A 22,856-nucleotide genomic window follows, 5' to 3' on the forward strand; every position below is an offset into this window, starting at 1 on the left:
TAATTAGTAGTCAGATACGTTCTCTGAACCATCACCAAGGATTTTACAGGTAAATCCCGCTGCCTTCCACGTATCGGTATCAAGAATATTTCTCGTATCATAGAGATTTTTATTCCTCATCTGAAGAGATGAGGGGTCGATATCTCTGAAGAGATCATGGTCGGTAACAAGGACGATGCAATCGCTGTCTTTGGTTGCTTCTTCTAAGCTGGTTATCGGGTATGGGAATGTGGTAACATGCGGATCATAGATTCTGACCGTATATCCTTCATTCTCTGCCAGTCGAATCAGTTTTAATGCCGGAGTTGCCCGCCAGTCATCGACATTTCCCTTATATGCCACACCAAGTATGGTAATGACTGGTTTCTGTACGCCGTGTACAATACTTCGAACCACACTATGGACATAGTTTGGCATATTGTCATTAATGGAGCGTGCCAGTGAAACCATCCGGGTTTTCGTTGACGTCTCTGTTAAAAACCACGGATCAATTGCAATGCAGTGTCCGCCAACACCGGGTCCTGGTTTGAGGATATTGACTCTTGGATGACGGTTTGCAAGTGATATCGCTTCCCAGATATTGATGCCAAATTCATCTCCCATTCGGGCAAATTCATTGGCGATGGCAATACTGACGTCCCGGTAGGTATTCTCCATCAGTTTAACAAATTCAGCGGTGCGAACCGTAGTTTCATAGAGATTGCCTTCGACAAATGATCCATAGATATCCTTTGCAAATGCTGCTGATTCTGGATTGTTTGCTCCGACAATCCTGTCATTATGAATCATTTCATGAAGTGTTTTACCTGGTATCGCACGTTCCGGGCAATGGACATAGGAAAATTCTCCTGGGTTTAACCCATATTGTGAAAGAATAGGAAAAACAACATTCTCACTTGCTCCGGGTGAGACGGTTGATTCCAGAATGACCATATTTCCTGCTTTTAAATGTGATGCAATCATCTCTGCAGCACTTCTGACATATTTCAGGTCTGCAATTTTGAGTGCTTCTTCAAGAGGTGTGGGTACCGCAATGAGAAATACATCCGCCTCTTCAACCTCGGAAACGGCACGGAAATTACCTTTCACTTTCTCAAAAAGTTCATTCAGCCCATCCTCTTCAAAAGGAAGTTTACCATTGTTTAAAATCTGAACAATTTTCTCATTTACATCAACGCCAACGACATTATGGTGCTGTGCAAAAAGGAGAGCTGTTGGAAGGCCAATATATCCAAGGCCAAGTACGCATATCTTCACGGTCATTTTAGTCATCCATGTGTTCAATAAGGTATTCGCTGGATTTCTTCTCACCATGTGGGTTATTCCAAGCTGTGTCTGGTTCTAACATATGTTTGGGGGAAGTTTCGATCATATTTTGAGTCGTTCCAGGAAGCACATTCGCCCCATCCAAATACATTATAATGTATTCGCTGGATTTCCCTCCACCATATGGGTTATTCCATGTTGCATATGTTTCTAATATCTGCTGGGAAGAAGTAATGATTTGATTTCCATCTGTTCCAGCAAGCACATTCGCCCCAAAATTAACCGTTTCGGGCCGTTCTGTGTTGTCACGAAGGGTTACGCAGGGGACACCAAGAATGCATGCCTCTTCCTGGAGGCCGCCTGAGTCTGTCAGAATGAGTTTTGCATGAGCTTCCAGTTGTAGGAACTCCAGATATCCGAGCGGTTTGGTGATCGTGATGCCTTCCGGGGAGATATTGAATTCCTTCATCATCTTCTCAGTTCGTGGGTGCATCGGGAAGACGACCGGGAGCGAATATTCTTTTCCGATTGCGGTGATGCCATTGATGATGCCCTGAAGGCGTTCTTTCACATCGACATTCTCTGCACGGTGTGCAGTGACGAGGAAATATTCTCCTGACCCGAGGTTCATTTCTTCCAGAACATTTGACTTCTCTCTGGAGATCTCAAGGTTCTGGTAGACTGCATCAACAACCGTGTTGCCGGTCACAAATATCTTCTCATTGGGGATGCCTTCCTTCAGAAGATAATTGCGTGATGTCTCTGTCGGTGCAAAAAGATAATCTGAGATATGGTCTGCTATAATCCGGTTTGTCTCTTCCGGCATTGTCCGGTCAAAACTTCTCAGCCCTGCTTCAACATGTCCCACCTTAATGTGAAGTTTTGATGCAGCAAGAGCTCCTGCCATAACGGTGTTAGTATCGCCTTGGACGAGAACCACATCGGGTTTTTCAGTTAGGAGGACTTTCTCAATACCTGTAAGAATTTTTGCTGTCTGTTCTCCATGTGTGCCGGAACCTACATCAAGGTTATACTTGGGCTCCGGGAGATTTAGATCTTCAAAAAACGCCCGATCCATCTCATACGAATAGTGCTGCCCGGTATGGAGAATGAAATAGTCAAGGTTTTGCCGGTCACATTCCCGGATGATCGGAGACATTTTTATGATCTCAGGCCGTGTTCCAAGGATGATTGCAATCATTTAGATATTCCCTCCATCACCGGAGTAGCCTCTCATAATCTGCACCAGCGAATTTAGAATCAGCCCTGATGTAATCAGCATCAGGCCAAGAATGAGTGCTGCAACGGAGATAATGGCCATGGTATAATGGAATGTACCGTTGCGGTATAATTCTGAGAAGATATAGAGGCCCACTCCGCACCCGCTGAGAGCCAGGATGCTCCCCGGAATCCCGAAGAAGAGAAGTGGCCGCTTGTATCCGATGACACCGACAATATCGGACATGATGTCGAATCCATGGCTCACCGGGTTCTTCTTGTGTTTGTGGGGTACTTCGTATCGCACAGAGATGGGAACCTCTGTGATTCTCATGCCATGGGAAACCATGTGGGTGATCATGTCTGTCTCAAGGCTGTAGCCGTTCGAGGTGAATTTACAGTTGCTGAGTGCACGCGGGCCTAATGCACGGAAACCGGACTGGGAGTCTGTGCTTTTATAGGTTTTATTCACAGATGCAGATGGACTATCAGGTGCAGGTACGCCATCTGTGTTATTTCCATTCTCATTCCCATTTCCGGTGCCTTTGCTCTTTCCATTGCCGGACGCTGATGACACATTGGTTGCATAATTGAGGGTCTTCTGCCCAATCTGCCGGTAGGCAGGAATATCATTTCCTTCGCCAATGAAGCGTGAACCGATGACAAGGTCTGCCTCATCAGAAAGGATAGGGGCAGCAACGATAGGGATCTCATCCGGATTGTGCTGGCCGTCCGCGTCAATCATGACAACTGCTTCGGCTCCCATATCCTGGGCTGCCTTGAAGCCGGTTTTGATCGCCTGGGCCTTTCCCTGATTATTGATGTGCTCAATGACAGTGGCACCCGCAAGGCGTGCAATCTCAGCGGTGTCATCAGCAGACCCATCGTCAACGACAATTACCTCTCGGGAATATTTCAGGCTTCCCAATACAACACTGCCGATGGTAATGCCTTCATTGTATGCAGGAATTACAGTAACAATTGTCTTTTTTTGCATTCGTCCTCAGGTTTATATATAAATGTATTGCTGGTTGTTCGCGAATGATGTGCGACTGACCTTTGATTGAAAATTTATTACTTTAATGTTTCCCTGAAATTTACTTTAATGCTTTGGTTTTCCCCCTAAATCTCTCCATTTACCTTTTATAGTAGGATCATTTGGGTAGATCCTGCGTCACTGGGTTTTGGTACCGTTCATTGAGTTAATTACTGTTTTTTCCGGTTTTTCAGGAACTATTCGGGTATGAAAAAGGGGGAGGATTTTCTGAAGAAATCCTGTTTTCACTTCAGCCCCACGCATGCGGTTGACGTCTCGAAGAGTCATCTGACAATTCTTCTCTTCACCTGTCTGGCAGTATGGTGGGGTGAGTGAATCGGGAACAGATAACTGAGAACGGGAAATCGAAAACAAGGGGCAAACGTCTTGAACCCGGATTTGTGGGCGTGGGTTTGATAATTGAATGATGATTTTTATTTCACTTGATTTTATAGTATTGATTATTTCATCAACATAGATGTGACGGAGATGAATCGCTATCCGAAAAAACTACGAAATGTAACATACTAAATTATCTAAAAAACAAAACGGGGGAAATCCCCGAAAATCGACGCCCCGGCCGGGACTTGAACCCGGGTCAAAAGCTCCGCAGGCTTCTAGGATATCCACTACCCTACCGGGACCGGTGTCGCACTTCTACCTTGCGAGGTGCTTACATAGATAGGAGGTTCTGGGTATAAAGGCTTTGCATTTGTTTGTGTAAATGGGCGGAGAGGGATGGAATCTTGTGCATATTTGTGACGTTTTTGATGTATTTTTGATGTCTTTTGCGATATTGTGGGGGATTTGAGGTGTGTAATGAGTATTTCTTTGGGCTGGATCGTGGTACAGCGCGGGGATGATGGATGATGGATGATGTTGAAAGGGAGGGGGTGAGAGGGGGTCTTTTCCTCTCTCTGTGAAGTGTCCTCTGAATGATGACTGGTTGCAGGGGGGTGGGCAGGCGGGCCACTTGCTCCGTTTGTTGTTTCGTTGTTGATTTGTTGTTGTTTCGTCGTCTCTATTGGACCGATACGGGTATGCTCAGGGCTCTGGAAAAAAGGGCCGGGTCAAATGATGGGTCAAATACGAGATCGGAAAAACAGATGTGGGTCGGATTCCAGTGCTCTCCCTTCTGCTCTCTTCTGTGCTTTTATTGCTACTCTTTCTCTTTCTTTCTCTCTCTCTCTTTCCCTTTCTCATTCCCTTTCGCAGTTTTGATCTTCGCTAATCGTTCGTTAGCTCAGCGAGAATGGCTCTTCGCCATCCGCGATGTTTGCTTCCGGGACGGATATGGAGATGCCCACATCCACGTTATTGCCGGTGACTTCAATCTGGTAAGACCCGGGGTACCGAAGCGTGATGGTGTGCTTCTCGTTTTCTCTGGTGAACTGCGCGAAGTCATATTCTTCGACGATGTCGCCGGTGTCACGGTCGATGATGGTGACGATGAGGTCGGCGTTAGGGTCCGGGTAGTACTCTTTAATGGTTATAAGGCCCTTGTCACCGAAATCGCTGTATATCTTCTTCGAATTGGTGTACATGTCCGGCTTAATATCGAGATCAATGATCATCGCAGGAATTTTCAGATCATAGTTCAGCGCAATCACGTCATAGAGCAGGTAGACGGTGTTGGAGTAAATCTCGGTATATACCGGTGGTTCATATCCGGAGCTGGCCTGGGTCGGGGACGCAGTCACGACCGGAGCGGCGGTTCGGATGGGTGTCGCCTCCTGCACCCAGTTTGGCGTTGGTGTTGGTGGTGCGGTATTTGTCCCCCCATTTCCCCCTCCTGAACTAACTCCGCGTTCGTCCACCGGCAGTTCTGAGCACCCCGCACAGGCCAGCACAAGGACGACGGAAAGAATGGCTGCGAAAAGCAGTATCTGTCTGTTCATTGATAACGGTATATGTATAAAAATTATTTAAGCTATGGGTGGTTTCATCCGCGTAGATTCCTGCTTTTTGGGTGGTTTGGGGATTCTTTGGGGGGTGCTTTCGGGGATGGCAGGTTCTGTGACGGGCGGGCGTCTCTCCTGTTTCATGGTGTGTCTCCTCCACAGATTCTCCGATTTCTCTGCAATTCCTGAAACAGATGCCCGGGAATGAAACAGCAGGAGAAGGAAATCTCCCGTCCTGCGGTTCTCACTCATCCTTTCAGACCTTCCATATAGATATGGCTGGTCACGGGAAGGGCAGGTGGATGTCCTTTCAGCTCCGGGTGTTTATCATGCGGCAGGAATGGAAAAAATGGATGAAACACGGATGATTTATGGGTGTAGTACGGAGAATAATTCTGCACTGAAATGTGATGGGGGAATTGCTATCCTGTTTTTGGTCTTCCGTTCTTCCGTCAGCCATGTGGTGGTTTGGCAGTGATCCGGTGGTGGAGATATCCGGTTTTTACCCAACATATATTGGCCGGATTGTTGAGTATAAAGTAGTATACTCATATCTCAACAACTCTTTGTGGATCGGGAACAGGAACTGCAGTTTAGGTGTTAAATCCGGTTTTCCTGGGGGGCTGGGATGAGTCTTGTTGTTGAGAAAAACGTAGTCTACTTTGATCTCAACTCATTCTGTGTTTGCTCGGGAGGCAAGGGAGGGCAAGCCCTCCCTGCCGGACCCTCCCAAAAGAGGATGAGCCGCATGGGGGCGGACAGGCGCCCCCCTTGCTCCTTTGGTAATGGTGGAAGTGATCTAAGAGGAAAAGTGTCGGAGTTTCAGGTACATAGGTCACTATTTGTAAAACGAACGACCTTTAATATAGGCAATACTTCCTATGTGTGCAATCATGCACATTCGTACAATTCTATAAATATTTGATGAACAAATATGGGAACATGACTGCCACCAAACGCATCCCCGTCTCAGAACCGGTCTGGACCTCCCTTTCGGATATGAAAAAACCAGGGCAGACATATGATGGACTCCTTTATGAGATCATTGAGCACGAAAAGGAGCGCCGCTTTATGGCAGAGATGGCTGCCATAGAGGCAGAGGGCGACTTCATGGAGTTTGCTCCGTGACCTACCGGCTTCTTCTCGACAAAAAACATGCTCAGGACTTCTATGGTCATCTCCCTGAAAAGAGCCGGGCCATCGTCAGAGATCACCTGCTCCGTCTCACTGATGACCCGTACCCGGGCAGCGGCGCCGACAAAGAACAACTGATCATCCAGGGAGACGACCGGTATTTCCGCCTCCATATCGGGAGATCTTTCACCGCCTTCTATACGATCCATGATGCAGAAGGTGAAGTCCGCGTCCTCGAAATTTTAACAATTGAACAGGCGCATAAAAAATACGGTCGACTCGGAACACGGGGGTAACCACCTACGGCGTTTTTTGAATCGATTTCTGTTTATCATTGAAAAGACTGATGGCACCTATTCCGCATATTCTCCGGACCTTCCGGGATGTGCTGCTACCGGAGCGACCCGTGAAGAGACGGAAGAGCGAATGCGTGAGTCAATCGAGCTTCATGTGCTGGATGATGAATTAAATGATAATCTTCAACATGAGGAATTCACACCATGGACCTGACAAAGGACTGAAATGGTGTTTGCCTGCGTAATTTTCTGAGTACACGGGGATTGAGTTACTCTTTTTTCGTAGGTGCGATTTCATTCGTGTGGCTCAGGTCTTTTTGGTTGATTAGGGCGGGTCTGTTTGTTGAGGGTGAAGTAGTCTACTTTGTTCTCAACGCACTCCGTATTCGCCCCTTGAGGCAAGAGAGGGGGTGCCCCCCCTCTCTGCTCCGGTTTTGGTCCGGAACATGACATGACGGGAAATTTTACCCCGATCATAAGTCATACGAAGGGTCCCGAATGGAATATACCAGTCAAAAGGAATTTTGCTCCCATTTGTTTTGGTAGATGTTATGCGAGCTGCAGTTGTTTTCCGCTCTTAACAACGGAGAATTTTGAGGATATTCACCCACACCGGTGTTGGTGCAAAATTTCTGACCACAGATGATGCTCTTATCAGACATATTAATATGAATGATGATACTATTCCCATTGCAGCAAACAATCCTTTGATGTGGCTTATGGAGGAGACAAATGGAAACGAAAACACTGAATGAAGTCAGAATACTGGGATTCGAACTTTTGGTAAAAAATCTCGGACCTGCAGATGCAGTACGGTTCATCCAGAGTTATTCCCATGGAAAAGGGGATTATACGAAAAACCGCAAAAAATGGCTTGAAACAGATTTTGACACCGTTGTGGAAGGCATAATGGAAAAGCGAAAAAACCCTGATTAATTATTCGTATCCGGCATTACGACTCAATTAAATGAATACAAAATAGTGATTTTTCTCCTCTTTTATGATATCTGGATTCATCTGTCGGCATTGACACCGGTGAAATTGTCGATTCAGATGTGGTGAACATCAGGTAAAGCCAGGCAGAATTACCATTGGCGGACATCCGGCAGATGCTCTGGCTCCGGGAACGTGAACAGTATCTTAAAAGCAGGCTGGACGTAAAGGAAGGAATGAGTGATGAATCGTTTTTTGGTTATCATTGAAAATGCCGGTGATACTATTCTGCATACTCTCCGGACCTTCCGGGGTGCGTGGCTACCGGAGCGACCCGGGAAGAGACGGAAGAGCGAATGCGTGAGGCAATTGAGCTTCATGTTCCGGATGCTGAATTGAATGATATTCTTGAACATGATGAATTCACACCTCTGGACCTGACAAAGGATTGAAAAGGCGATCGCCTGTGTACACTTCTGTAGTACACAGGGATTGGGTTCCTCTTTTTCGTAGGTGTGATTTCATTCGTGTGGTTCAGGTCTTTTAGGTGGGTTTAGGCTGGTCTGCTTTTTGTTGGGGGTGAAGAAGTCTACTTTGATCTCACCAAATGGTTGTATTCGCCCTGGAGGCAAGAGAGGGGGTGCCCCCCTCTCTGCCGGACTCACCCCCGGGTCTGATAGGTCGCAGGGGGACGGACGAGCTCCTCCGTGCTCCAAATTGTACGGTGAAGGCGCTATAGGATGGAAATTATTGAGAAATGTCATCGTTCTGACTCTCATGAAGTCGTGTTACGGCTCTCATTTTTTCCGTTTATTTCTTCCAGGACTGGATCCGGGTTTTAAGATCATCGTCGGAAATTACCCTTCCGTGCAGTGAATCATTCAGGCCTCACTCAATCATACGGCTGAATAGTAATGCACGCAGAATCTCATCAAATAATGAATCCTCTGGCTGTGAACGGATAATCTCCGTCATCTTTTCTTTCACTGATGGCATAGGGCATCCCTGTTCATTTCCGGAACGTATCTTATCCCTTGATCCTATTTGGGATACATTAATTCGTTGATGTACACATATATCTTTATTAAATAATGGCAACCAGGAACTGCCGTAATTCAAACACAGGAGGGTGAATAATACTATGGCAAAACCAATTGAACTGGGTCTTGAACTGAAAGGTCAGGATGCAAAAAATTTCTCTCGGTACATGAGGAATCCCTCAAAATATGATACTCCGGATGGTAGAAGGATACTTCGTGAAGCAGTAGCACTAGACATTAGTATCATCCGCAGATAATAAATGAAAATTCCAATAGAAGAACTATCTTTTTTGGTTCTTCAACAAAACTCCGATTTAACTTCTTTTGAGTGCACTGAACCCGAATTGAGTGATTTTTTAAAAGAAAATGCAAAAAATTATCAAAAAACACACATGGCTATTACATATCCTGTACATTATGAAGGGAATGTAGCCGGATATTTCACTTTGGTTAACGATAATATCTTTCACGAACATGTAGAAGAGGACGACAGGCCCCCATTCTTTATCCATACAAGATATCCCGCGATAAAAATTGCAAGATTAGCTACAAGTCAGAAGTATGAAGGACGGGGTATCGGAGAAAGTATGTTAAAAGTGGTTATCAAACTGGCTTTAAACATATCTGAAATAAGTGGATGCAGAATCCTAACGGTTGATGCAAAACCAAAAGCAGTTGGCTTTTATGAAAAATATGGTTTTAGAAAGGTTTTAAGAAAATCCGATGACACAATTCCACTGTATCGGGATTTTCATACTGATTATCAATAAATCATATCGTTCAAAACAAGGAGATTACCGCTAATTTTTCCACACTAATAATCTAATCACTGGAATTTCTGACAGTGCCGGATGGACAACCTCTGCAACAAGAAAATTTAAATGTAAGACACTTCATAAGGATATTTGATAGCTCCAGAATCAGTTCAGATACAACAGGTACTACACAATATAGAAATCCTTTCTCTGGAAGATCAGGAATATCTAATTTCAGTTATAGAAAAAAGGTTAATAGAATCCAGACGGATGGCTTTAAAAAAAAGGGCAGAAGAAGCAATAGCAAATTATGAATCCGGGGATGTCTGTTCAGGTTCAATAGACGAACTTTTAGGATAACTATGCCTGAACTATTCTGGGATCAACAATTTAAGAAAACTTGTACGAAATGGACAGGGAAACATAAAAATCATACTGGTAGCCTGAAACAAAAATTAAACCTTCTAAAAGAAGATCCATTTCATCCACAATTAAAAACACATTCATTATCAGGAACATTATCCGGATTATGGTCAGCAAGAATTAATTACGAATACAGACTTGTTTTTAAATTTTTAGATGACGATAAAAACAAAATTCTTCTGATTGATATTGGCAAACATGATGATGTCTATTGATAGCTTAGCCAGATGTAAAATGATGCACACATGTAACTATATGACGTAACGGCAACCAGGAACTGCCGGAACTCAAAACACAGGAGAGTGAATAATAGTATGGCAAAACCGATTGAACCTCGTCTTGAACTGAAAGGTCAGGATACAAAAAATTTCTCCAGGTATATCAGGAATCCCTCAAAATATGATACTCCGGATGGTAAAAGAATACTTCGTGAAGCAGCAGCATTAGACATTAGTATCATTCGCAGATTATAAATGAAAATTCCAATAGAAGATCTGGTTTTTTCTGTTCTTTAACAAAATTCCGATTTAACTTCTTTTGAGTGCACTGAACCCGAATTGAATAATTTTTTAAAAGAAAATGCAAAAAATTATCAAAAAACACACATGGCTATTACATATCCTGTACATTATGAAGGGAATGTAGCTGGATATTTCACTCCGCTTCTCTCGCCTTAAAGAGGAGAATTGGAAGGGCAAACCCACGACTTTAGTCGTGGGTAGTTGACAATACATACGCACGGATGAGGGATGAGTAAACCTTTACAGCCTCTTCCAGCTGCTCTACCTGCACCCGCTCATCCTGTGCATGCAGCAGGTGGATCTCGCCCGGGCCGTACTCCGCCGCCCGGAACCCGGCCGCCCGCAGGAACCGGGCATCGCTTGCCGCCCACTGCAGGATGGGCCGGGCCGGCTGGTCATATGTGCCTTCAATCGCATCGCAGAGGCGCCGCACCAGTGCTGAGTTCGGAGGGGTCCAGGTCGGGGCGGCGAGGCTCTCCGTGCAGACGGCAGGCGTGGCAGGGTCTTTTTCGACCGATGCAAGCACCGCCTCCGGCGTGCAGCCCCATGGCAGGCGCATGTCCATGGCGACCGTGCACTCCTCTGCTACAATATTGGTCCCCTCGCCGCCCCTGATTTTCCCCGGGTTACAGGTGATGCGGGTCAGAAGGCGGGCCACGTCCGTGTCCGGGAAGACAGCAGAGATGGCCTCCTCGGAGTTTGTGACAAGCTCCCTCATCATCGCCTCCGGCACATACTCCTTTTCTGTCACCGTCATCATCCTATGGATAAATTCGGATGCCATCACAATCGCATTCTCGCCGGAGAACGGATACAGGGATCCGTGCCCCGGCGTCCCCGTAAAGGTCGCCCGGAACCGGCAGAGGCCCTTCTGGCCCACGGAAGGGTTCAGGTACGGCGTCGGTTCTGCCACCAGACAGTCGCACGGAATGATCTCGTGTTCCCGCAGCAGGTGCTGAATACCATCCACCCGGCCATTCTCCTCGTCACAGACAAAGGCAACGGCCACTGGCAGGTTATCCGACTGGCTGCGTATATCCAATCTGTCTGGTATTCCCTGATCACCGGATCGGATCTGTTCATGAGGGGTGGACAATGCACCCTGCCCATCAATCACCGCCTCCAGCGCCGCTAAGATAGCCGCACACCCGCCCTTCATATCGGTCGAGCCGCGGCCCCAGACATAGCCGTCCTCAATGGCACCGGAGAAGGGGTCGTGCGTCCACCCCACATCTCCTGCCGGCACCACATCCAGATGGCCGCAGAAGAGCAGGGCAGCATCGCGCGGGCCTGCACAGACATTCCAGTGGCCGCCCGGATTTTTCGAAATGCGGGGGAGATATCCCAGACCCTCAAGTATGCCTGCGACGTACTCCACCGCCTCGTCGGTCCGTCCGGGCGGGTTTTCGGTATTCATCTGTACAAGGTCTGAACAGACCTGTGCGACATCCATCTCTCGTATGCTCCTGAATAATTACTCTCCCGTACTCCGGGATAAATTGCTCCTCTGTACGCATGGTATAACTGGGGATTTTGGTAACAAATTGAAACTCGGGGCATTATTCGTTTATGAGATCATCCCGATTTGAGATCGCAGGGTTGTTTGTGTCATGAACAGCAAGGGAGGGGGGTAAACCCCCTCCCTGCCGCCCCTCCCCCGGGTGTGATGGTCACAGGAGGGATGGATGAACATCCCTCCTGTTCCTGAGTTTTATCGCGTGGCGATTTCGAAAAAACAGTTGTTCTTTTCAGTTCTGCTCTGCAGCTCACTTTCCGCATGTCTCCTTTCAACAATAGTATTTTTCGTACTCGCCACCCAATAACCGTAATATCTTTTTCAATTCATCATTCAGATTCGTAATCCGCTTTATTCTCCGTTCTCCCTCGACGAATGAAAACTCCCTCACCCTCCTAAACAGGAAAAAGGTCCACTTCATTGTCGGTCTCTGTGTCTGCTTCTTTGTCTGGCTGGTGACGGTTTCACCAGACTGTCCCAGCTCCCTTCTCAGCCGGAATTCAGTCATCGAGTAGATGAACAGGCACAGTACCATGATCATCGCTAATGCCTGAATACGCGATGGTTTCTTTAAAAAGACCTCTGCAACGCGGAATGATTTGTCCTTCAGGAATCGAAATCCCCGTTCAACGGATCCCTGTCCTTTGTAGTTTGCCAGCAACTCATCCGCAGACATCCCTGTATCATTCGTTGCCAGAACGAAACGCCCGAGATTTTGGCGTTCCTGCTCGACTACGCTGTCATCGTATTCAATATCTGCAGTAATCTTATACGAATGAACCAATGGTTCACCGGCCTTCGGCCGGCCCCGTTTCTTCTCTTCTTTCCGTTGAACCGTAAGAATTTCGAGTTCGCTGAACAGATACTCTGGATGTTTGTCTAACCACTTCTCTGCTGCAATACGTGCGTCCGGTTCACAAGCGAATTCCTGTGCACAGACTTTTCGGAGAGATGTTTTCGCTCTCTCCAGATCTTTTACCAGATTCTTTTGAAACGTTTTATTCTGCTGTTCATGCATTGGTTCAGAATGATACATGACCCATTTCTGTCTGATCCCGGCATATTCACTGAAATATTCACTATAGGAATAGCGTTCATCAACGCACGGTGTAAACTGAAAATCTGATTTTATCAGTTCTTTTACGTCTTTGATGGTAACCGGCACACGGCTGATCCAGAACATATGCCGGCCTAAGCTCTGAAGATTCTTTTCAGTATAAAATGCAGCGTCAGCCACATGGTAGACTTTCTCTTCTGATTTCAGATTGCTCTGGAGTTTTTCAATAATGATTCTGAGCGTCTCTTTATCTGATTCATTCCCGGAAAAGGTCTGAAGAAAAAGGGGCACCCCGTGCTGATTTGATGCCATGCCCAGGACAAACCGTTTGAGATCCCAGCGGCCATCCTTCGGGTGGCCATAGGTAATCTGGATTTCTTCAGTGTTGAAATCGGATTCATATTCACCGGTGACACTGAAGTTAGTGGTATCAACGTGAACGCAATGCGAGCCAAATTCTGTCCGAAGAAGGCAGTTTGCAACGATTTCATTGAATAATTCAGTTGGACCATACTCTGCAATGGCATCCAGTGTTCTCCCGAGCACATCGTCGTTTATCTGTTCCCGGGTAATTCCCTCCCCAAGAAGCCGTTCAACGGCGATATCGTCAAAGAATTCCGGAAACAGATAAAGGCGGCGTTCGATGAATCCCAGACCATTGAGTACCATAGCTTTCACGACCTGAGAATGGGTGAGATTATGGTTCCGGGTCTTTGGTATTGCGGTATCGATTATATTCGCGATCCCAAGAGAATCGTAGGCTCCGGCAACAATGCCGAGATGGCCGACGGAAAGGATTGATTCGTCATCAAATCCGTCAATGAGGGGCATATTGTAGATATTTGCTTATACGTACATAGATCTTGCGGTGGATAATTGTGTTAATTGTGGATTTTAGTGCGGATGCTGGGCTGCAGATTTCCTGATCTTGATTATTCCTGACGACCCTGAGCAAGGGGGGGGTGCCTGCCCATCTCCCTTGCGACTCCTCCTTTTTGGAGGGTCTGGCAGGGAGGGGCACCCCCCCTTGCCTTTTTCAGTCTCCTGCATTGGAGAGCGGCGGAATGGAACGATGTCCGGATTATCTGCTATGTCCGTCCGGGCCGGAGTTGAGCAATGGAACAAATTGAAACGGGGTTGTTTCTTTGATTATAACGATGTGCGTTCAAAATGGCATTTGTATCCTGAACAGCACGGGAGGGGGGGTAAACCCCCCTCCCTGCCGACTCTCCCCCCTAGGTGTGATGGTCACAGGAGGGATGGATGAACATCCCTCCTGTTCCTGAGTTTTTTCGGGTGGCAATTTCGGAAAAAACAGTTGTTCTTTTCAGTTCTGCTCTGCAGATTTCCTGATTTCGATTTTTCCTGACAACCGGGAGCAAGGGGGGACGCTCGTCCGTCCCCCCAGCGACTTGTCATATTTTAGGGGGTGGGCTGCAGGGAGGGGGACTTTCCCCCTCCCTTGCTTTCAAAAATGTGAGGGAAATTTTGGGAAAAAAACGAAAAACTGCTGTAGAAAAATGTGAGTCGGGATCAGGGGTTGTGACTCGTCTGAATCCACATTCACGCACCCCCTCAATCCCGTTTTGAGCTGCCTATTCCGCCAGAAACTCCTGATACAACTTCCCGAGAGAGGCATCTGTGTAGAGGCTCTTTAAAAATCCCTTGTCAAAGAGCTCGTCAATACAGGTGGTGAAGAACCGGGCGGGCAGTGGCTTCAGCGCCGCCGGGTCCATTGCAATCCGGAAGGAGCGGTAGGAGGCCGCACTGTCGGTGTCATAGATCTCGCGCCAGAGTGTGGGCAGCTTATCAAAGTTTTCCCGGTGGTTTGCCTTCAGCCAGTTGATGAAGGCGGGGAACCGGTCACGGCCGTCTTTCTTCTCCTCATCGATACGCCACTTCATGTACTCCATATTCATGACATTTCGCATGGACTGGATATTATATCCAAGAATACAGAGCGTGAAGTCAAGGTGGGCAACAGCATCCTTGAAGTAAAACCAGAATACCGGCTCAAACTCGTGCGGTGATTCGAGAATCAGTGATTTGTTGTAGAGTTTCTGAAGAACAGGGATGTATTCATTCGTTTCAAGCATAGTATCAGGTGGTGCCACACGGGAAATAAGTATTTGGAAGGGACCAACGCGTCAGCAGTGCCGGAACATGGCCCCGTCAGCTATCCTGCAGTTCGCTGACCTTAGCGGCAGTATGGCTCACGAATCAGCACTGCCTCTCTGAACGCTTCTTCGAGTTCTGCGCCTCTTAGTCCGCGAATATCGACATGATTGTCGTTTCGCATCAGGCAGGGCTTTAAAAATCCGTCTGAGGTCACCCGCAGGCGGTTGCAGAAGGCACAAAATTCGCTGTTATGCATCGGGCGGACAATCTCAATCTCTGCGCCCTCGAGGCAGTACTTCTTCCGGTGGTGCATCCGCCGGGTCACTACCGTCTTTGCCGTACGCTGCAGCTCGTCCTCAAGCCCGGTCAGCTCCATGTGGTAGGGGCAGTTCCTGAACTCATCCATCAGCTCGATGAACTGTAGAATCAGGTGCTCATGGCTTGCCGTAAACCGAATGAAGTCCGGAATCTCATCGTCATTGATGCCCTCCATTAAGACCACATTCAGTTTGATGGGTGTCAGCCCCGCCGCAATCGCTGCGTCAATCCCTGCCAGCACATCGGAGAGCATGTCCTTTCCGGCGACCTCTTTGTAGCGCTCCGGCTTCAGGGAATCCAGACTGATATTCACCCGGGAGAGCCCTGCGTCCTTCAGGTCCTGTGCCACATCCTCAAGAATCGTGCCGTTGGTGGTCATGGATGCCTCCATGCCGTCCGGCACCATCGAGACAATCTCGACCAGATCGTCGCGCATCAGCGGTTCTCCGCCGGTGAATTTGATGCTGCGCATCTCAAAGAGCTTTGCAACACGCATAATCTCCCCGATATCCTCTGCTGACATCAGGGATTTGGGTGCCACCTCGCCTTCTGCGTGACAGTACATACAGTTCAGATTGCATTTCGGTGTGAGCGAAATGCGCAGGTTTGTGACACGTCTTCCATAATTATCCTTCAGAATCATTCCGATGCCCTTTAAATTTCTTTCCGATTATGTATACTTCAGTGCTTCCTTTTCGTGCCGCCTTCGAACGGTAGACCTTCACGCCAAAGAAATTCTCGCGCATTTTATCCAGGATCAGGTGAAACATGTCGCCCTGGAAGGTCTTTACCACAAAATTGCCGCCGGGTTTCAAAAAGTCCAGCGCAAAATCACACGCCTCTTCAGAGAGCCCGACCGCACGGGCCTGATCATAGCTCTTGTTCCCGGAGAGTTTCGGTGCCGCATCACAAACGATGACATTTGCGACCCCGATCAGTGACCGTATTTTCTCGTGCATATACTCGGTGGTGAAGTCGCCGGTGAGCGTCACCACGCCCTCAATCGATGGGACCGGGTTTAAGTCGACCCCTATCACCTGTCCGTCGGTGAGCTCACGCAGCACCTGCAGCCAGCTCCCCGGGGCGCACCCGAGGTCGATAACATTGTCATCATCGCGGATGACCTGAAAGCGTTTTTGTATGTCAAGAAGCTTGTAGGCCGCACGGGAACGGTAGCCTTCCGTACGCGCCTGTCGATAAAATCTGTCTCGTCCCCACTGTGAACCCATAATCAAAAATCCTCTGCATGATGTTTTTATCACGCAAAAACCTACATATTAATAAAAATTATACCGGTATAACTTATAATAGACTTTGTAAAGGGGTAATAATGTTAAAAGCAGCCATTGATACAGATACCTTCCGGGAGACAATAGATGTCATTGCAGCCCTCGTCACCGAGTGCCGCATGCACGTCGGGGAAGACGGACTGAAGACGCGCGCAGTAGACACTGCCAATGTAGCCATGATCTCACTCGACCTCAGTCAGGAGGCATTTTCGTCCTTCGTTGCGACGGAGAGTGAACTCGGCATCGATATCACCAAGATGAAAAATATCATCGGCATGATGGGAAAAGGAGACGTATTGTCCCTTGAACTCCCGGAAGACGGGCACAAAATGGAGATGGTCTTCTCCGGGTACCAGTACTCGGTCACCCTCCTTGATGTCAATACCATCCGGAAAGACCCCCAGCCGCCGACCATTGAACTGCCGGCAAAGGTCCGCATCTCCGGTGCGGCAATAAACGACGGCATCAAGGCAGCCTCGGTGGTCTCTGACAAGATTGCGCTGGGTGTCGACACCGCCACCGGGACCTTCTACATGGAGGCAGAAGGGGACTCGGATCACATCCGGCTTGAGCGCGCCGGAGACGAACTCATCTCACTTGAGCCAGCAGACGTCCGGTCACTCTTCTCCTTAGACTACCTCCGTGATATGGGCAAAGTGATGGCGCGGGCCGATGAGGTGGAAGTCCAGATTGGAAATGACCACCCCGTCAGGGTGTCCTTTGACTTTGCAGACGGTCACGGGCATGTTGATTTCCTCCTTGCCCCCCGCATTGAGGCAGATTGATGCGAAGGCTCGAACCAAGAGACCTTGCAAAATATCCATTTTTAAAAGGGGCAAAGGCACACGTCCAGAGCTCCGGCATATCGATTGATTCTTTAATCCGTTCTCAGTCCGGGAAAGGGGACAGCCTGATAAAGCTTGCAGCAGAACGCGTAAAGCAATCGCTGCGTCCGCCTGCATTTGATGAAACGAACACAGAAATCCAGAACCCGGATGACGAAATTTATGCATATGCCATTGCGCGAATGCTTGCGTCCTGCATGGACGACCCGTCGATGCTTGACAAGCTCGCCCGCTATGAGGCGGAGCGCTCAGCGTACTTTCTGAAGGCAGAAGATCCGGAGGTGGTCGCACATATTGCAAAAGCAGTGGACCTTGACATCACCGCGCCTGACATGAGTGTCAAACAGTATGTGGACCTCGTCAGCCGCATGCGCGAACCCCGGTGGCGCCTGGTGAACAGGGACGTCACCAACGGCCGGGTGCGGTGCACAGCGGACGATTATGCCGTCCTCCTCCGGGAGAAGATCCGTCAGGTGATACGCCTGCAGCTGCCGCTTTCTGTCCCCGGCCCCATCGCGGTTCGTCTCCGGACGTATGCTGAAGACGTCTCACGCGCCTATCAGGAGCAGATCCTTGAGCAGTATGGTGATGTGGATGAGGGCTGCTTCCCGCCCTGTATCCGGGCTATCATTGCTGCTGTTACCGACGGCACCAATATCCCCCATACTGCGCGGTTTACCCTGACAGCATTCATGCACACGATAGGGCTTGATGAGACCGCGATAGTTGAGGTATTTGCGCGGGCGCCTGACTTCGACATATCACGCACGATGTACCAGGTGGAGCACATATCCGGGTCCGGCGGGACGGAGTACACGCCGCCCGGGTGTGCCACGCTCAGGACCTACGGTCTCTGTGTGAACCCGGACAAATACTGTAAAAATACCGCGCATCCGCTGAGCTATTATAAATACTGCAAAAAAATATCGGGAAAAAAGGCTTAAAGTGCTTTCTGTCCGATATAAAAGCCGCCGGCGCTCATGCAGGCAATGAAGAGGATGATGGATGCGATATATGCATAGGATGCCGGGAGCACAGCAGGCAGTACAATAACAGCTGCAATCAGCACGATGAGGCTTGCGATGGCTGTTGCACTGTCGAGGGCGACGCGATTCATTCCAGTATATTCCCTGTTCTGAGGTAAATGTCTATCCATTCCCTGCAAGCCTTAAACCCTCTGCAGTCAATTTCTATCCCATGCAGACCCGGGAAGAGGTAATGGCTGCCCTGCAGGAGGCGGCATCCGCCATCGCAGCAGGGGCAGACTCACAGCTGATCCCGAAAGAGGGCATCAGGATGGGCTATGCCATTCAGGGGGCCACAGCACAAAATGATGTATGCAGCAAGGATAGCAGGATTACGGAGAACCCATCTGTCATTCGCTTTGGTGCAGACCCGGTGGTGGCGCGGGTGATTCTCACCATCATCCGGCATGAAGGCTGCCTCCGGTCAGCAGCATCGGTGCGATGCACGCCGGAGATACTCCGGTCCATAACAGACGACCTCGCGCTGGACGCCTGCGCATATGGTACATCCCCCCCTGGGTCCGCTACTATGGACTGGGGGGTGGAGTCCTGCTGCAGGGAAGGTGTGCCGGATATAATCTATGGGCAGAAAATGGCTGGAAATGATGTCATCCTCTGGATTATCGCCGAAACTCCTGCAGATGTCGCACGTAATATTATTATGCTCTCGGGTTGCATTAGTTATACCAGTTTATAGTGGAGTATATGAATGGGAATCAAACCATCTTACATTAAATCATTGAGCCAGGAATTGATCGTAAAGCACGGCAACCGGTTCAGCGGAGACTTTGACGAAAACAAGCTTGCCGTTTCTGAAGTTTCAGTTATCGACAGCAAACGTGTCAGAAACCGTGTGGCAGGCTACATCACGAGAAAGGTAAATAGAAGGAAAGAAATATAATTCTTTTATGTTTGAGGGTGTTTATCCTGCACTTATCACTCCGTTCGAGGATACTTCTGATGCGGGCCTGAATCTTCCGGGTCTTCGCGCAAACATTGAGTATCTGATTGACAACGGAGTACACGGGGTCGTGCCCTGTGGTTCAACCGGTGAGTCAGCAACCCTGACATTTGAAGAGCATGAGATTGTCATTGGAGAGACAATCGATGCCGTCAATGGCAGGGTGCCGGTCGTTGCCGGAACTGGTTCAAATAATACCGCCGAAGCCCTGCGATTTACCAAATCCGCATATGATCAGGGTGCAGACGCGGTCCTTGTTCTCTCTCCGTATTACAACAAACCGAACCGGTCCGGCCTAATTAAGCACTATACAAAACTTGCAGACGTCGGCGTCCCTGTCATCATCTACAACGTACCCTCACGCACCGGCCAGAACCTTCCTGCCGACCTCATAACCGAACTTGCCGCACACCCGGGCATTGTCGGTGTCAAAGAGGCGAGCGGCAACATCGGCCAGATCTCACAGATCATCGAAGAGACGCGGGACGAGGACTTCTCGGTCTTCTCCGGGGATGATGCAATGACGCTGCCGGTTCTCGCACTGGGTGGTGCGGGCGCGATTGCCGTCACCGCAAACATTGAACCCGCGCGGATGGTCGCTCTCTACGAACGGTTCCGTGCAGGTGACTATGCCGGTGCACGCGAGATGCATTTTGAACTCTCTCCTCTGATGCGTGCCATGTTCATCGACACAAATCCCATCCCTGTCAAGCAGGCAGCTGCAATGCGGGGCATGGCTGCAGGGCCGCTTCGCCTGCCGCTTGACTGCATGACGGATGCTGCAGAGGCACAACTGAGGGAGGTGTTGTCCCGCTATGATTAAGGTAGCCATCTGCGGGGCGCTTGGGCGCATGGGCACCACCATTGCACATCTTGTAAGTGAGGAAGACGATATGACGTTTGTCGGTGGTGTGGACATCAAAGGCGGCACCCTTCTGGGCTCACCGGTGGTCCCGTCCGCTGAAATTCGTAGCTTTCTGCAGGACGTAAAACCTGACGTCCTTATTGATTTCACGATTGCGCATGCGGCGGTTGAAAATATCATCGCGGGCGCCGGGGCAGGCGTGGCCCTTGTCGTCGGCACAACGGGTTTTTCCGCTGAACAGCGCGCGAAAATAGACGCGGTCATTGAGGGCACGGTCCCTGCAGTCATCTCCAGCAATTACAGTGTCGGCATGAACATCTTCTGGAAACTCGTCCGTGAGGCAGCACAGCGCCTCGGTGACTATGACACTGAGGTCATTGAGGCCCACCATCGCTATAAGAAGGATGCGCCGTCCGGTACTGCGCGGACCATACTTGAGATCATCAGCGAGGAGACCGGCAAGACGGAGTACATGTACGGCAGAGAGGGAATGACGGAGCGAAAGGACGAGATCGGAGTCCACGTCATTCGCGGCGGAGATATTGTCGGCGACCATACTGTTCTTTTTGCGGCAAACAACGAGACTATTGAGCTTTCCCATCGTGCCTATGATCGTGCGGTATTTGCCCATGGCGTTATCCGTGCGGCACGGTTTGTATCCGGAAAATCCCCGGGAATCTACTCGATGGACGATGTCCTTGATCTCTGATGCTTAGCATCCAATCGAACTCTTTTTATTGCTTTTCTGATAATTAGGATAGAGAGGATTGCCTATGGTAGCAATAGTTGACGAAGAAAAATGTACAGGCTGTGAAACATGTGTGGATATCTGCCCTGCAGCAGCGATTGAGATGCAGGACGGTATTGCCGTTGTTGACGCAGACCTTTGTATTGACTGTGAATCCTGTGTGGATGAATGCCCGGCTGAAGCCATCCGCATGGAGTAAACCAAACCTTTTATACTCCATTCAGCTATAATATAAAATATCTATGATTAATGTAGGTGTGCTCGGAGCTACGGGTGCCGTTGGCCAGAGGTTTGTACAGCTTCTTGCGAATCATCCGTGGTTCAGGCTCACAACTCTTACTGCGTCGGATCGCAGTGCGGGAAAGCGGTATGAGGATGTCGTTAACTGGCGTCTTGATGTCCCGTTCCCGGAAGAGATTGCGGGCCTTGTTGTGGAACCGACGACGGTGTCGGCAGTGTCAGACCTGGATATTGTATTCTCTGCGCTTCCCGCAGATATTGCAACCACTCTTGAGACAGATATTGCCGCTGCGGGTGTGGGTGTCTGCAGTAATGCATCTTCTCACCGGATGGACCGTGATGTGCCTCTCGTTGTCCCTGAGGTTAATCCCGACCATCTCGGGCTTATTGACGTGCAGCGTGACAAAGGTAGGGATGGCTTCATTGTTGCAAATCCAAACTGTTCAACAATTGTGCTCTGTCTCTCCCTTGCGCCGCTCATGCCGTTTGGGTTTTCGAACCTCACGGTGGCAACTATGCAGGCGATCTCCGGTGCAGGATTCCAGGGAATTCCCGCGATGGAGATCTATGACAATGTTGTCCCGTACATCGGTTCAGAGGAAGAGAAGATGGAGCGTGAGCCGCTGAAGATCATGGGGTCATTCGATGGGTCAGAAATTCAGAATGCACCATTCAGGGTGTCTGCGAGCTGCCACCGCGTGCCGGTCATTGACGGGCATACGATGGCTGTCTGGGCAGATACCAGAGCGCCGGTGGCCGATGTCATTGAAGCCTACAGGGCTTACACTCCACCCATCTCAGGGCTTCCTCACCTTCCGTCTGAGTCCGTTCATTATGCTGACGAACCCAACCGGCCGCAACCACGGCTGGACAGGAATCGTGGCGGGGGGATGACGGTCTCTGTCGGAAGAATGCGTGAGGGCCTGCGGTATGTGGCAATGGGACATAACACAATCCGGGGTGCAGCTGGTGCCTCTGTGCTGAATGCAGAGCTCATCGTCTCAAAGAAGTATGTATGAGGTGAACAGCAAATGATTAAGGATAACACAGTATTCGTCGGAAACAAACCAGTGATGAACTATGTCCTGGCAGTCATTACCCAGTTTAACAATGGTGCAGAGGAGGTCTCGATAAAGGCACGGGGGAAAGCCATATCGCGGGCTGTTGATACTGCAGAGATTGCGTTAAACCGGTTTCTTGAGGATGTCTCAAAAAAAGATATCATCACATCCACTGAGATCATCGACACTGACAGCGGGCAGACTAATGTCTCAAGCATTGAGATCCTTCTCGCTCAGCAGCGGTAGATCCTCTCCTTCTTTTTTCCATGACCATAAAGGCTATCATCATC

30 protein-coding genes and 1 tRNA gene are annotated in these 22,856 nt (G+C 49.0%); 20 read left to right on the plus strand and 11 right to left on the minus strand.

Annotated elements, in window-relative coordinates:
• Positions 1–3: 3 nt before the first annotated feature.
• Genes L1S32_RS02560 through L1S32_RS02570 form a run of 3 tightly spaced genes read right to left on the minus strand, consistent with a single transcriptional unit; the run spans position 4 to position 3,481 of the window.
• Positions 4–1,263 (minus strand): nucleotide sugar dehydrogenase, encoded by a 1,260-nt coding sequence (locus L1S32_RS02560; RefSeq protein WP_278155859.1) that lies wholly within the window; start codon positions 1,261–1,263, stop codon positions 4–6.
• Position 1,264: 1 nt separating this feature from the next.
• A complete protein-coding gene (gene wecB / locus L1S32_RS02565) occupies positions 1,265–2,467 on the minus strand; it encodes a UDP-N-acetylglucosamine 2-epimerase (non-hydrolyzing) (RefSeq protein ID WP_278155861.1) in 1,203 nt (400 codons plus the stop codon).
• Complete coding sequence (locus L1S32_RS02570) at positions 2,468–3,481, minus strand: glycosyltransferase family 2 protein (protein WP_278155863.1); 1,014 nt, start codon at positions 3,479–3,481, stop codon at positions 2,468–2,470.
• Positions 3,482–3,727: 246 nt separating this feature from the next.
• Here L1S32_RS02570 and L1S32_RS02575 point away from each other — a divergent pair, with 246 nt between their 5' ends.
• Positions 3,728–3,856, plus strand: a complete 129-nt coding sequence (locus L1S32_RS02575) for a hypothetical protein (protein WP_278155865.1) — start codon at positions 3,728–3,730, stop codon at positions 3,854–3,856.
• A gap of 236 nt (positions 3,857–4,092) precedes the next feature.
• Here L1S32_RS02575 and L1S32_RS02580 read toward each other — a convergent pair.
• Together L1S32_RS02580 and L1S32_RS02585 are read right to left on the minus strand one after the other, a co-directional pair.
• Positions 4,093–4,164 (minus strand) — tRNA-Arg (locus tag L1S32_RS02580).
• Positions 4,165–4,758: 594 nt separating this feature from the next.
• A complete protein-coding gene (locus L1S32_RS02585) occupies positions 4,759–5,418 on the minus strand; it encodes a hypothetical protein (RefSeq protein ID WP_278155867.1) in 660 nt (219 codons plus the stop codon).
• 927 nt (positions 5,419–6,345) lie between these two features.
• Here L1S32_RS02585 and L1S32_RS02590 point away from each other — a divergent pair.
• The 10 genes from L1S32_RS02590 (at position 6,346) to L1S32_RS02635 (ending at position 10,475) form a co-directional block, all read left to right on the plus strand.
• On the plus strand, positions 6,346–6,549 hold the full coding sequence (locus L1S32_RS02590) for a hypothetical protein (protein WP_278155869.1): 204 nt from the start codon (positions 6,346–6,348) through the stop codon (positions 6,547–6,549).
• Positions 6,546–6,851: a type II toxin-antitoxin system RelE/ParE family toxin gene (locus L1S32_RS02595; protein WP_278155872.1), complete on the plus strand. Its 306-nt coding sequence runs from the start codon at positions 6,546–6,548 to the stop codon at positions 6,849–6,851. Before L1S32_RS02590 ends, L1S32_RS02595 begins: the two co-directional genes overlap by 4 nt.
• Before the next feature lie 16 nt (positions 6,852–6,867).
• Positions 6,868–7,065 carry a type II toxin-antitoxin system HicB family antitoxin gene (locus tag L1S32_RS02600; RefSeq protein WP_278155874.1) on the plus strand — a complete coding sequence of 66 codons (198 nt, stop codon included), beginning with the start codon at positions 6,868–6,870 and terminating at the stop codon, positions 7,063–7,065.
• 518 nt (positions 7,066–7,583) lie between these two features.
• Positions 7,584–7,787, plus strand: coding sequence for a hypothetical protein (locus L1S32_RS02605; protein ID WP_278155876.1), 204 nt, complete (start codon positions 7,584–7,586; stop codon positions 7,785–7,787).
• 314 nt (positions 7,788–8,101) lie between these two features.
• Positions 8,102–8,236: a hypothetical protein gene (locus tag L1S32_RS12005; protein WP_347403359.1), complete on the plus strand. Its 135-nt coding sequence runs from the start codon at positions 8,102–8,104 to the stop codon at positions 8,234–8,236.
• Between the two features lie 689 nt (positions 8,237–8,925).
• Entirely contained in the window at positions 8,926–9,081 is a 156-nt protein-coding gene (locus L1S32_RS02615) for a hypothetical protein (RefSeq protein WP_278155878.1), read from the plus strand.
• A gap of 3 nt (positions 9,082–9,084) precedes the next feature.
• Positions 9,085–9,594 carry a GNAT family N-acetyltransferase gene (locus L1S32_RS02620; protein ID WP_278155880.1) on the plus strand — a complete coding sequence of 170 codons (510 nt, stop codon included), beginning with the start codon at positions 9,085–9,087 and terminating at the stop codon, positions 9,592–9,594.
• A gap of 135 nt (positions 9,595–9,729) precedes the next feature.
• Positions 9,730–9,939 (plus strand): hypothetical protein, encoded by a 210-nt coding sequence (locus tag L1S32_RS02625; protein ID WP_278155882.1) that lies wholly within the window; start codon positions 9,730–9,732, stop codon positions 9,937–9,939.
• 2 nt (positions 9,940–9,941) lie between these two features.
• The gene (locus L1S32_RS02630) at positions 9,942–10,217 is read left to right on the plus strand and encodes a type II toxin-antitoxin system mRNA interferase toxin, RelE/StbE family (protein WP_278155884.1); all 276 of its coding nucleotides are present in this window, start codon (positions 9,942–9,944) and stop codon (positions 10,215–10,217) included.
• A gap of 99 nt (positions 10,218–10,316) precedes the next feature.
• The gene (locus L1S32_RS02635; protein WP_278155886.1) at positions 10,317–10,475 is read left to right on the plus strand and encodes a hypothetical protein; all 159 of its coding nucleotides are present in this window, start codon (positions 10,317–10,319) and stop codon (positions 10,473–10,475) included.
• A 235-nt stretch (positions 10,476–10,710) separates the two neighbouring features.
• On the opposite strand, the gene L1S32_RS02640 is transcribed toward L1S32_RS02635, so the two are convergent.
• The 5 genes from L1S32_RS02640 to L1S32_RS02660 all read right to left on the minus strand — a co-directional run bounded on the left by L1S32_RS02640 (position 10,711) and on the right by L1S32_RS02660 (position 16,761).
• A complete protein-coding gene (locus L1S32_RS02640) occupies positions 10,711–11,976 on the minus strand; it encodes a M20/M25/M40 family metallo-hydrolase (protein ID WP_278155887.1) in 1,266 nt (421 codons plus the stop codon).
• Between the two features lie 334 nt (positions 11,977–12,310).
• Positions 12,311–13,927, minus strand: a complete 1,617-nt coding sequence (locus L1S32_RS02645) for an IS1634 family transposase (RefSeq protein WP_278154718.1) — start codon at positions 13,925–13,927, stop codon at positions 12,311–12,313.
• A gap of 764 nt (positions 13,928–14,691) precedes the next feature.
• Positions 14,692–15,192 carry a hypothetical protein gene (locus L1S32_RS02650; protein ID WP_278155888.1) on the minus strand — a complete coding sequence of 167 codons (501 nt, stop codon included), beginning with the start codon at positions 15,190–15,192 and terminating at the stop codon, positions 14,692–14,694.
• Positions 15,193–15,293: 101 nt separating this feature from the next.
• Positions 15,294–16,175: a GTP 3',8-cyclase MoaA gene (gene moaA, locus L1S32_RS02655; protein WP_278155889.1), complete on the minus strand. Its 882-nt coding sequence runs from the start codon at positions 16,173–16,175 to the stop codon at positions 15,294–15,296.
• Entirely contained in the window at positions 16,159–16,761 is a 603-nt protein-coding gene (locus tag L1S32_RS02660; RefSeq protein WP_278155890.1) for an RlmE family RNA methyltransferase, read from the minus strand. Before L1S32_RS02660 ends, moaA begins: the two co-directional genes overlap by 17 nt.
• A 101-nt stretch (positions 16,762–16,862) precedes the next feature.
• Between L1S32_RS02660 and L1S32_RS02665 the strand changes: the two genes are divergently transcribed.
• Complete coding sequence (locus L1S32_RS02665) at positions 16,863–17,606, plus strand: DNA polymerase sliding clamp (protein ID WP_278155891.1); 744 nt, start codon at positions 16,863–16,865, stop codon at positions 17,604–17,606.
• Positions 17,606–18,610: a DNA primase large subunit PriL gene (locus L1S32_RS02670; RefSeq protein ID WP_278155893.1), complete on the plus strand. Its 1,005-nt coding sequence runs from the start codon at positions 17,606–17,608 to the stop codon at positions 18,608–18,610. The genes L1S32_RS02665 and L1S32_RS02670 overlap by 1 nt, the downstream gene beginning before the upstream one ends.
• Here L1S32_RS02670 and L1S32_RS02675 read toward each other — a convergent pair.
• Positions 18,607–18,783 carry a hypothetical protein gene (locus tag L1S32_RS02675; protein WP_278155895.1) on the minus strand — a complete coding sequence of 59 codons (177 nt, stop codon included), beginning with the start codon at positions 18,781–18,783 and terminating at the stop codon, positions 18,607–18,609. The genes L1S32_RS02670 and L1S32_RS02675 overlap by 4 nt on opposite strands.
• An 80-nt stretch (positions 18,784–18,863) precedes the next feature.
• On the opposite strand from L1S32_RS02675, the gene L1S32_RS02680 reads away from it, so the two are divergent.
• The 7 genes from L1S32_RS02680 to albA all read left to right on the plus strand — a co-directional run bounded on the left by L1S32_RS02680 (position 18,864) and on the right by albA (position 22,812).
• Positions 18,864–19,388, plus strand: coding sequence for a thiamine-phosphate synthase family protein (locus L1S32_RS02680; RefSeq protein ID WP_278155897.1), 525 nt, complete (start codon positions 18,864–18,866; stop codon positions 19,386–19,388).
• Positions 19,389–19,400: 12 nt separating this feature from the next.
• Positions 19,401–19,592 (plus strand): 30S ribosomal protein S17e, encoded by a 192-nt coding sequence (locus tag L1S32_RS02685; protein WP_278155899.1) that lies wholly within the window; start codon positions 19,401–19,403, stop codon positions 19,590–19,592.
• A 7-nt stretch (positions 19,593–19,599) separates the two neighbouring features.
• The gene (gene dapA / locus L1S32_RS02690; RefSeq protein WP_278155901.1) at positions 19,600–20,475 is read left to right on the plus strand and encodes a 4-hydroxy-tetrahydrodipicolinate synthase; all 876 of its coding nucleotides are present in this window, start codon (positions 19,600–19,602) and stop codon (positions 20,473–20,475) included.
• The gene (dapB, locus tag L1S32_RS02695; protein WP_278155903.1) at positions 20,468–21,226 is read left to right on the plus strand and encodes a 4-hydroxy-tetrahydrodipicolinate reductase; all 759 of its coding nucleotides are present in this window, start codon (positions 20,468–20,470) and stop codon (positions 21,224–21,226) included. The genes dapA and dapB overlap by 8 nt, the downstream gene beginning before the upstream one ends.
• 64 nt (positions 21,227–21,290) lie before the next feature.
• Positions 21,291–21,464, plus strand: coding sequence for a 4Fe-4S binding protein (locus tag L1S32_RS02700; protein WP_278155904.1), 174 nt, complete (start codon positions 21,291–21,293; stop codon positions 21,462–21,464).
• A gap of 43 nt (positions 21,465–21,507) precedes the next feature.
• Positions 21,508–22,524, plus strand: a complete 1,017-nt coding sequence (asd, locus tag L1S32_RS02705; protein WP_278155906.1) for an aspartate-semialdehyde dehydrogenase — start codon at positions 21,508–21,510, stop codon at positions 22,522–22,524.
• Between the two features lie 12 nt (positions 22,525–22,536).
• Complete coding sequence (albA, locus tag L1S32_RS02710) at positions 22,537–22,812, plus strand: DNA-binding protein Alba (RefSeq protein WP_278155908.1); 276 nt, start codon at positions 22,537–22,539, stop codon at positions 22,810–22,812.
• Positions 22,813–22,856: the final 44 nt, after the last annotated feature.

It is taken from the genome of Methanogenium sp. S4BF (assembly GCF_029633965.1).
Taxonomy (GTDB): domain Archaea; phylum Halobacteriota; class Methanomicrobia; order Methanomicrobiales; family Methanomicrobiaceae; genus Methanogenium.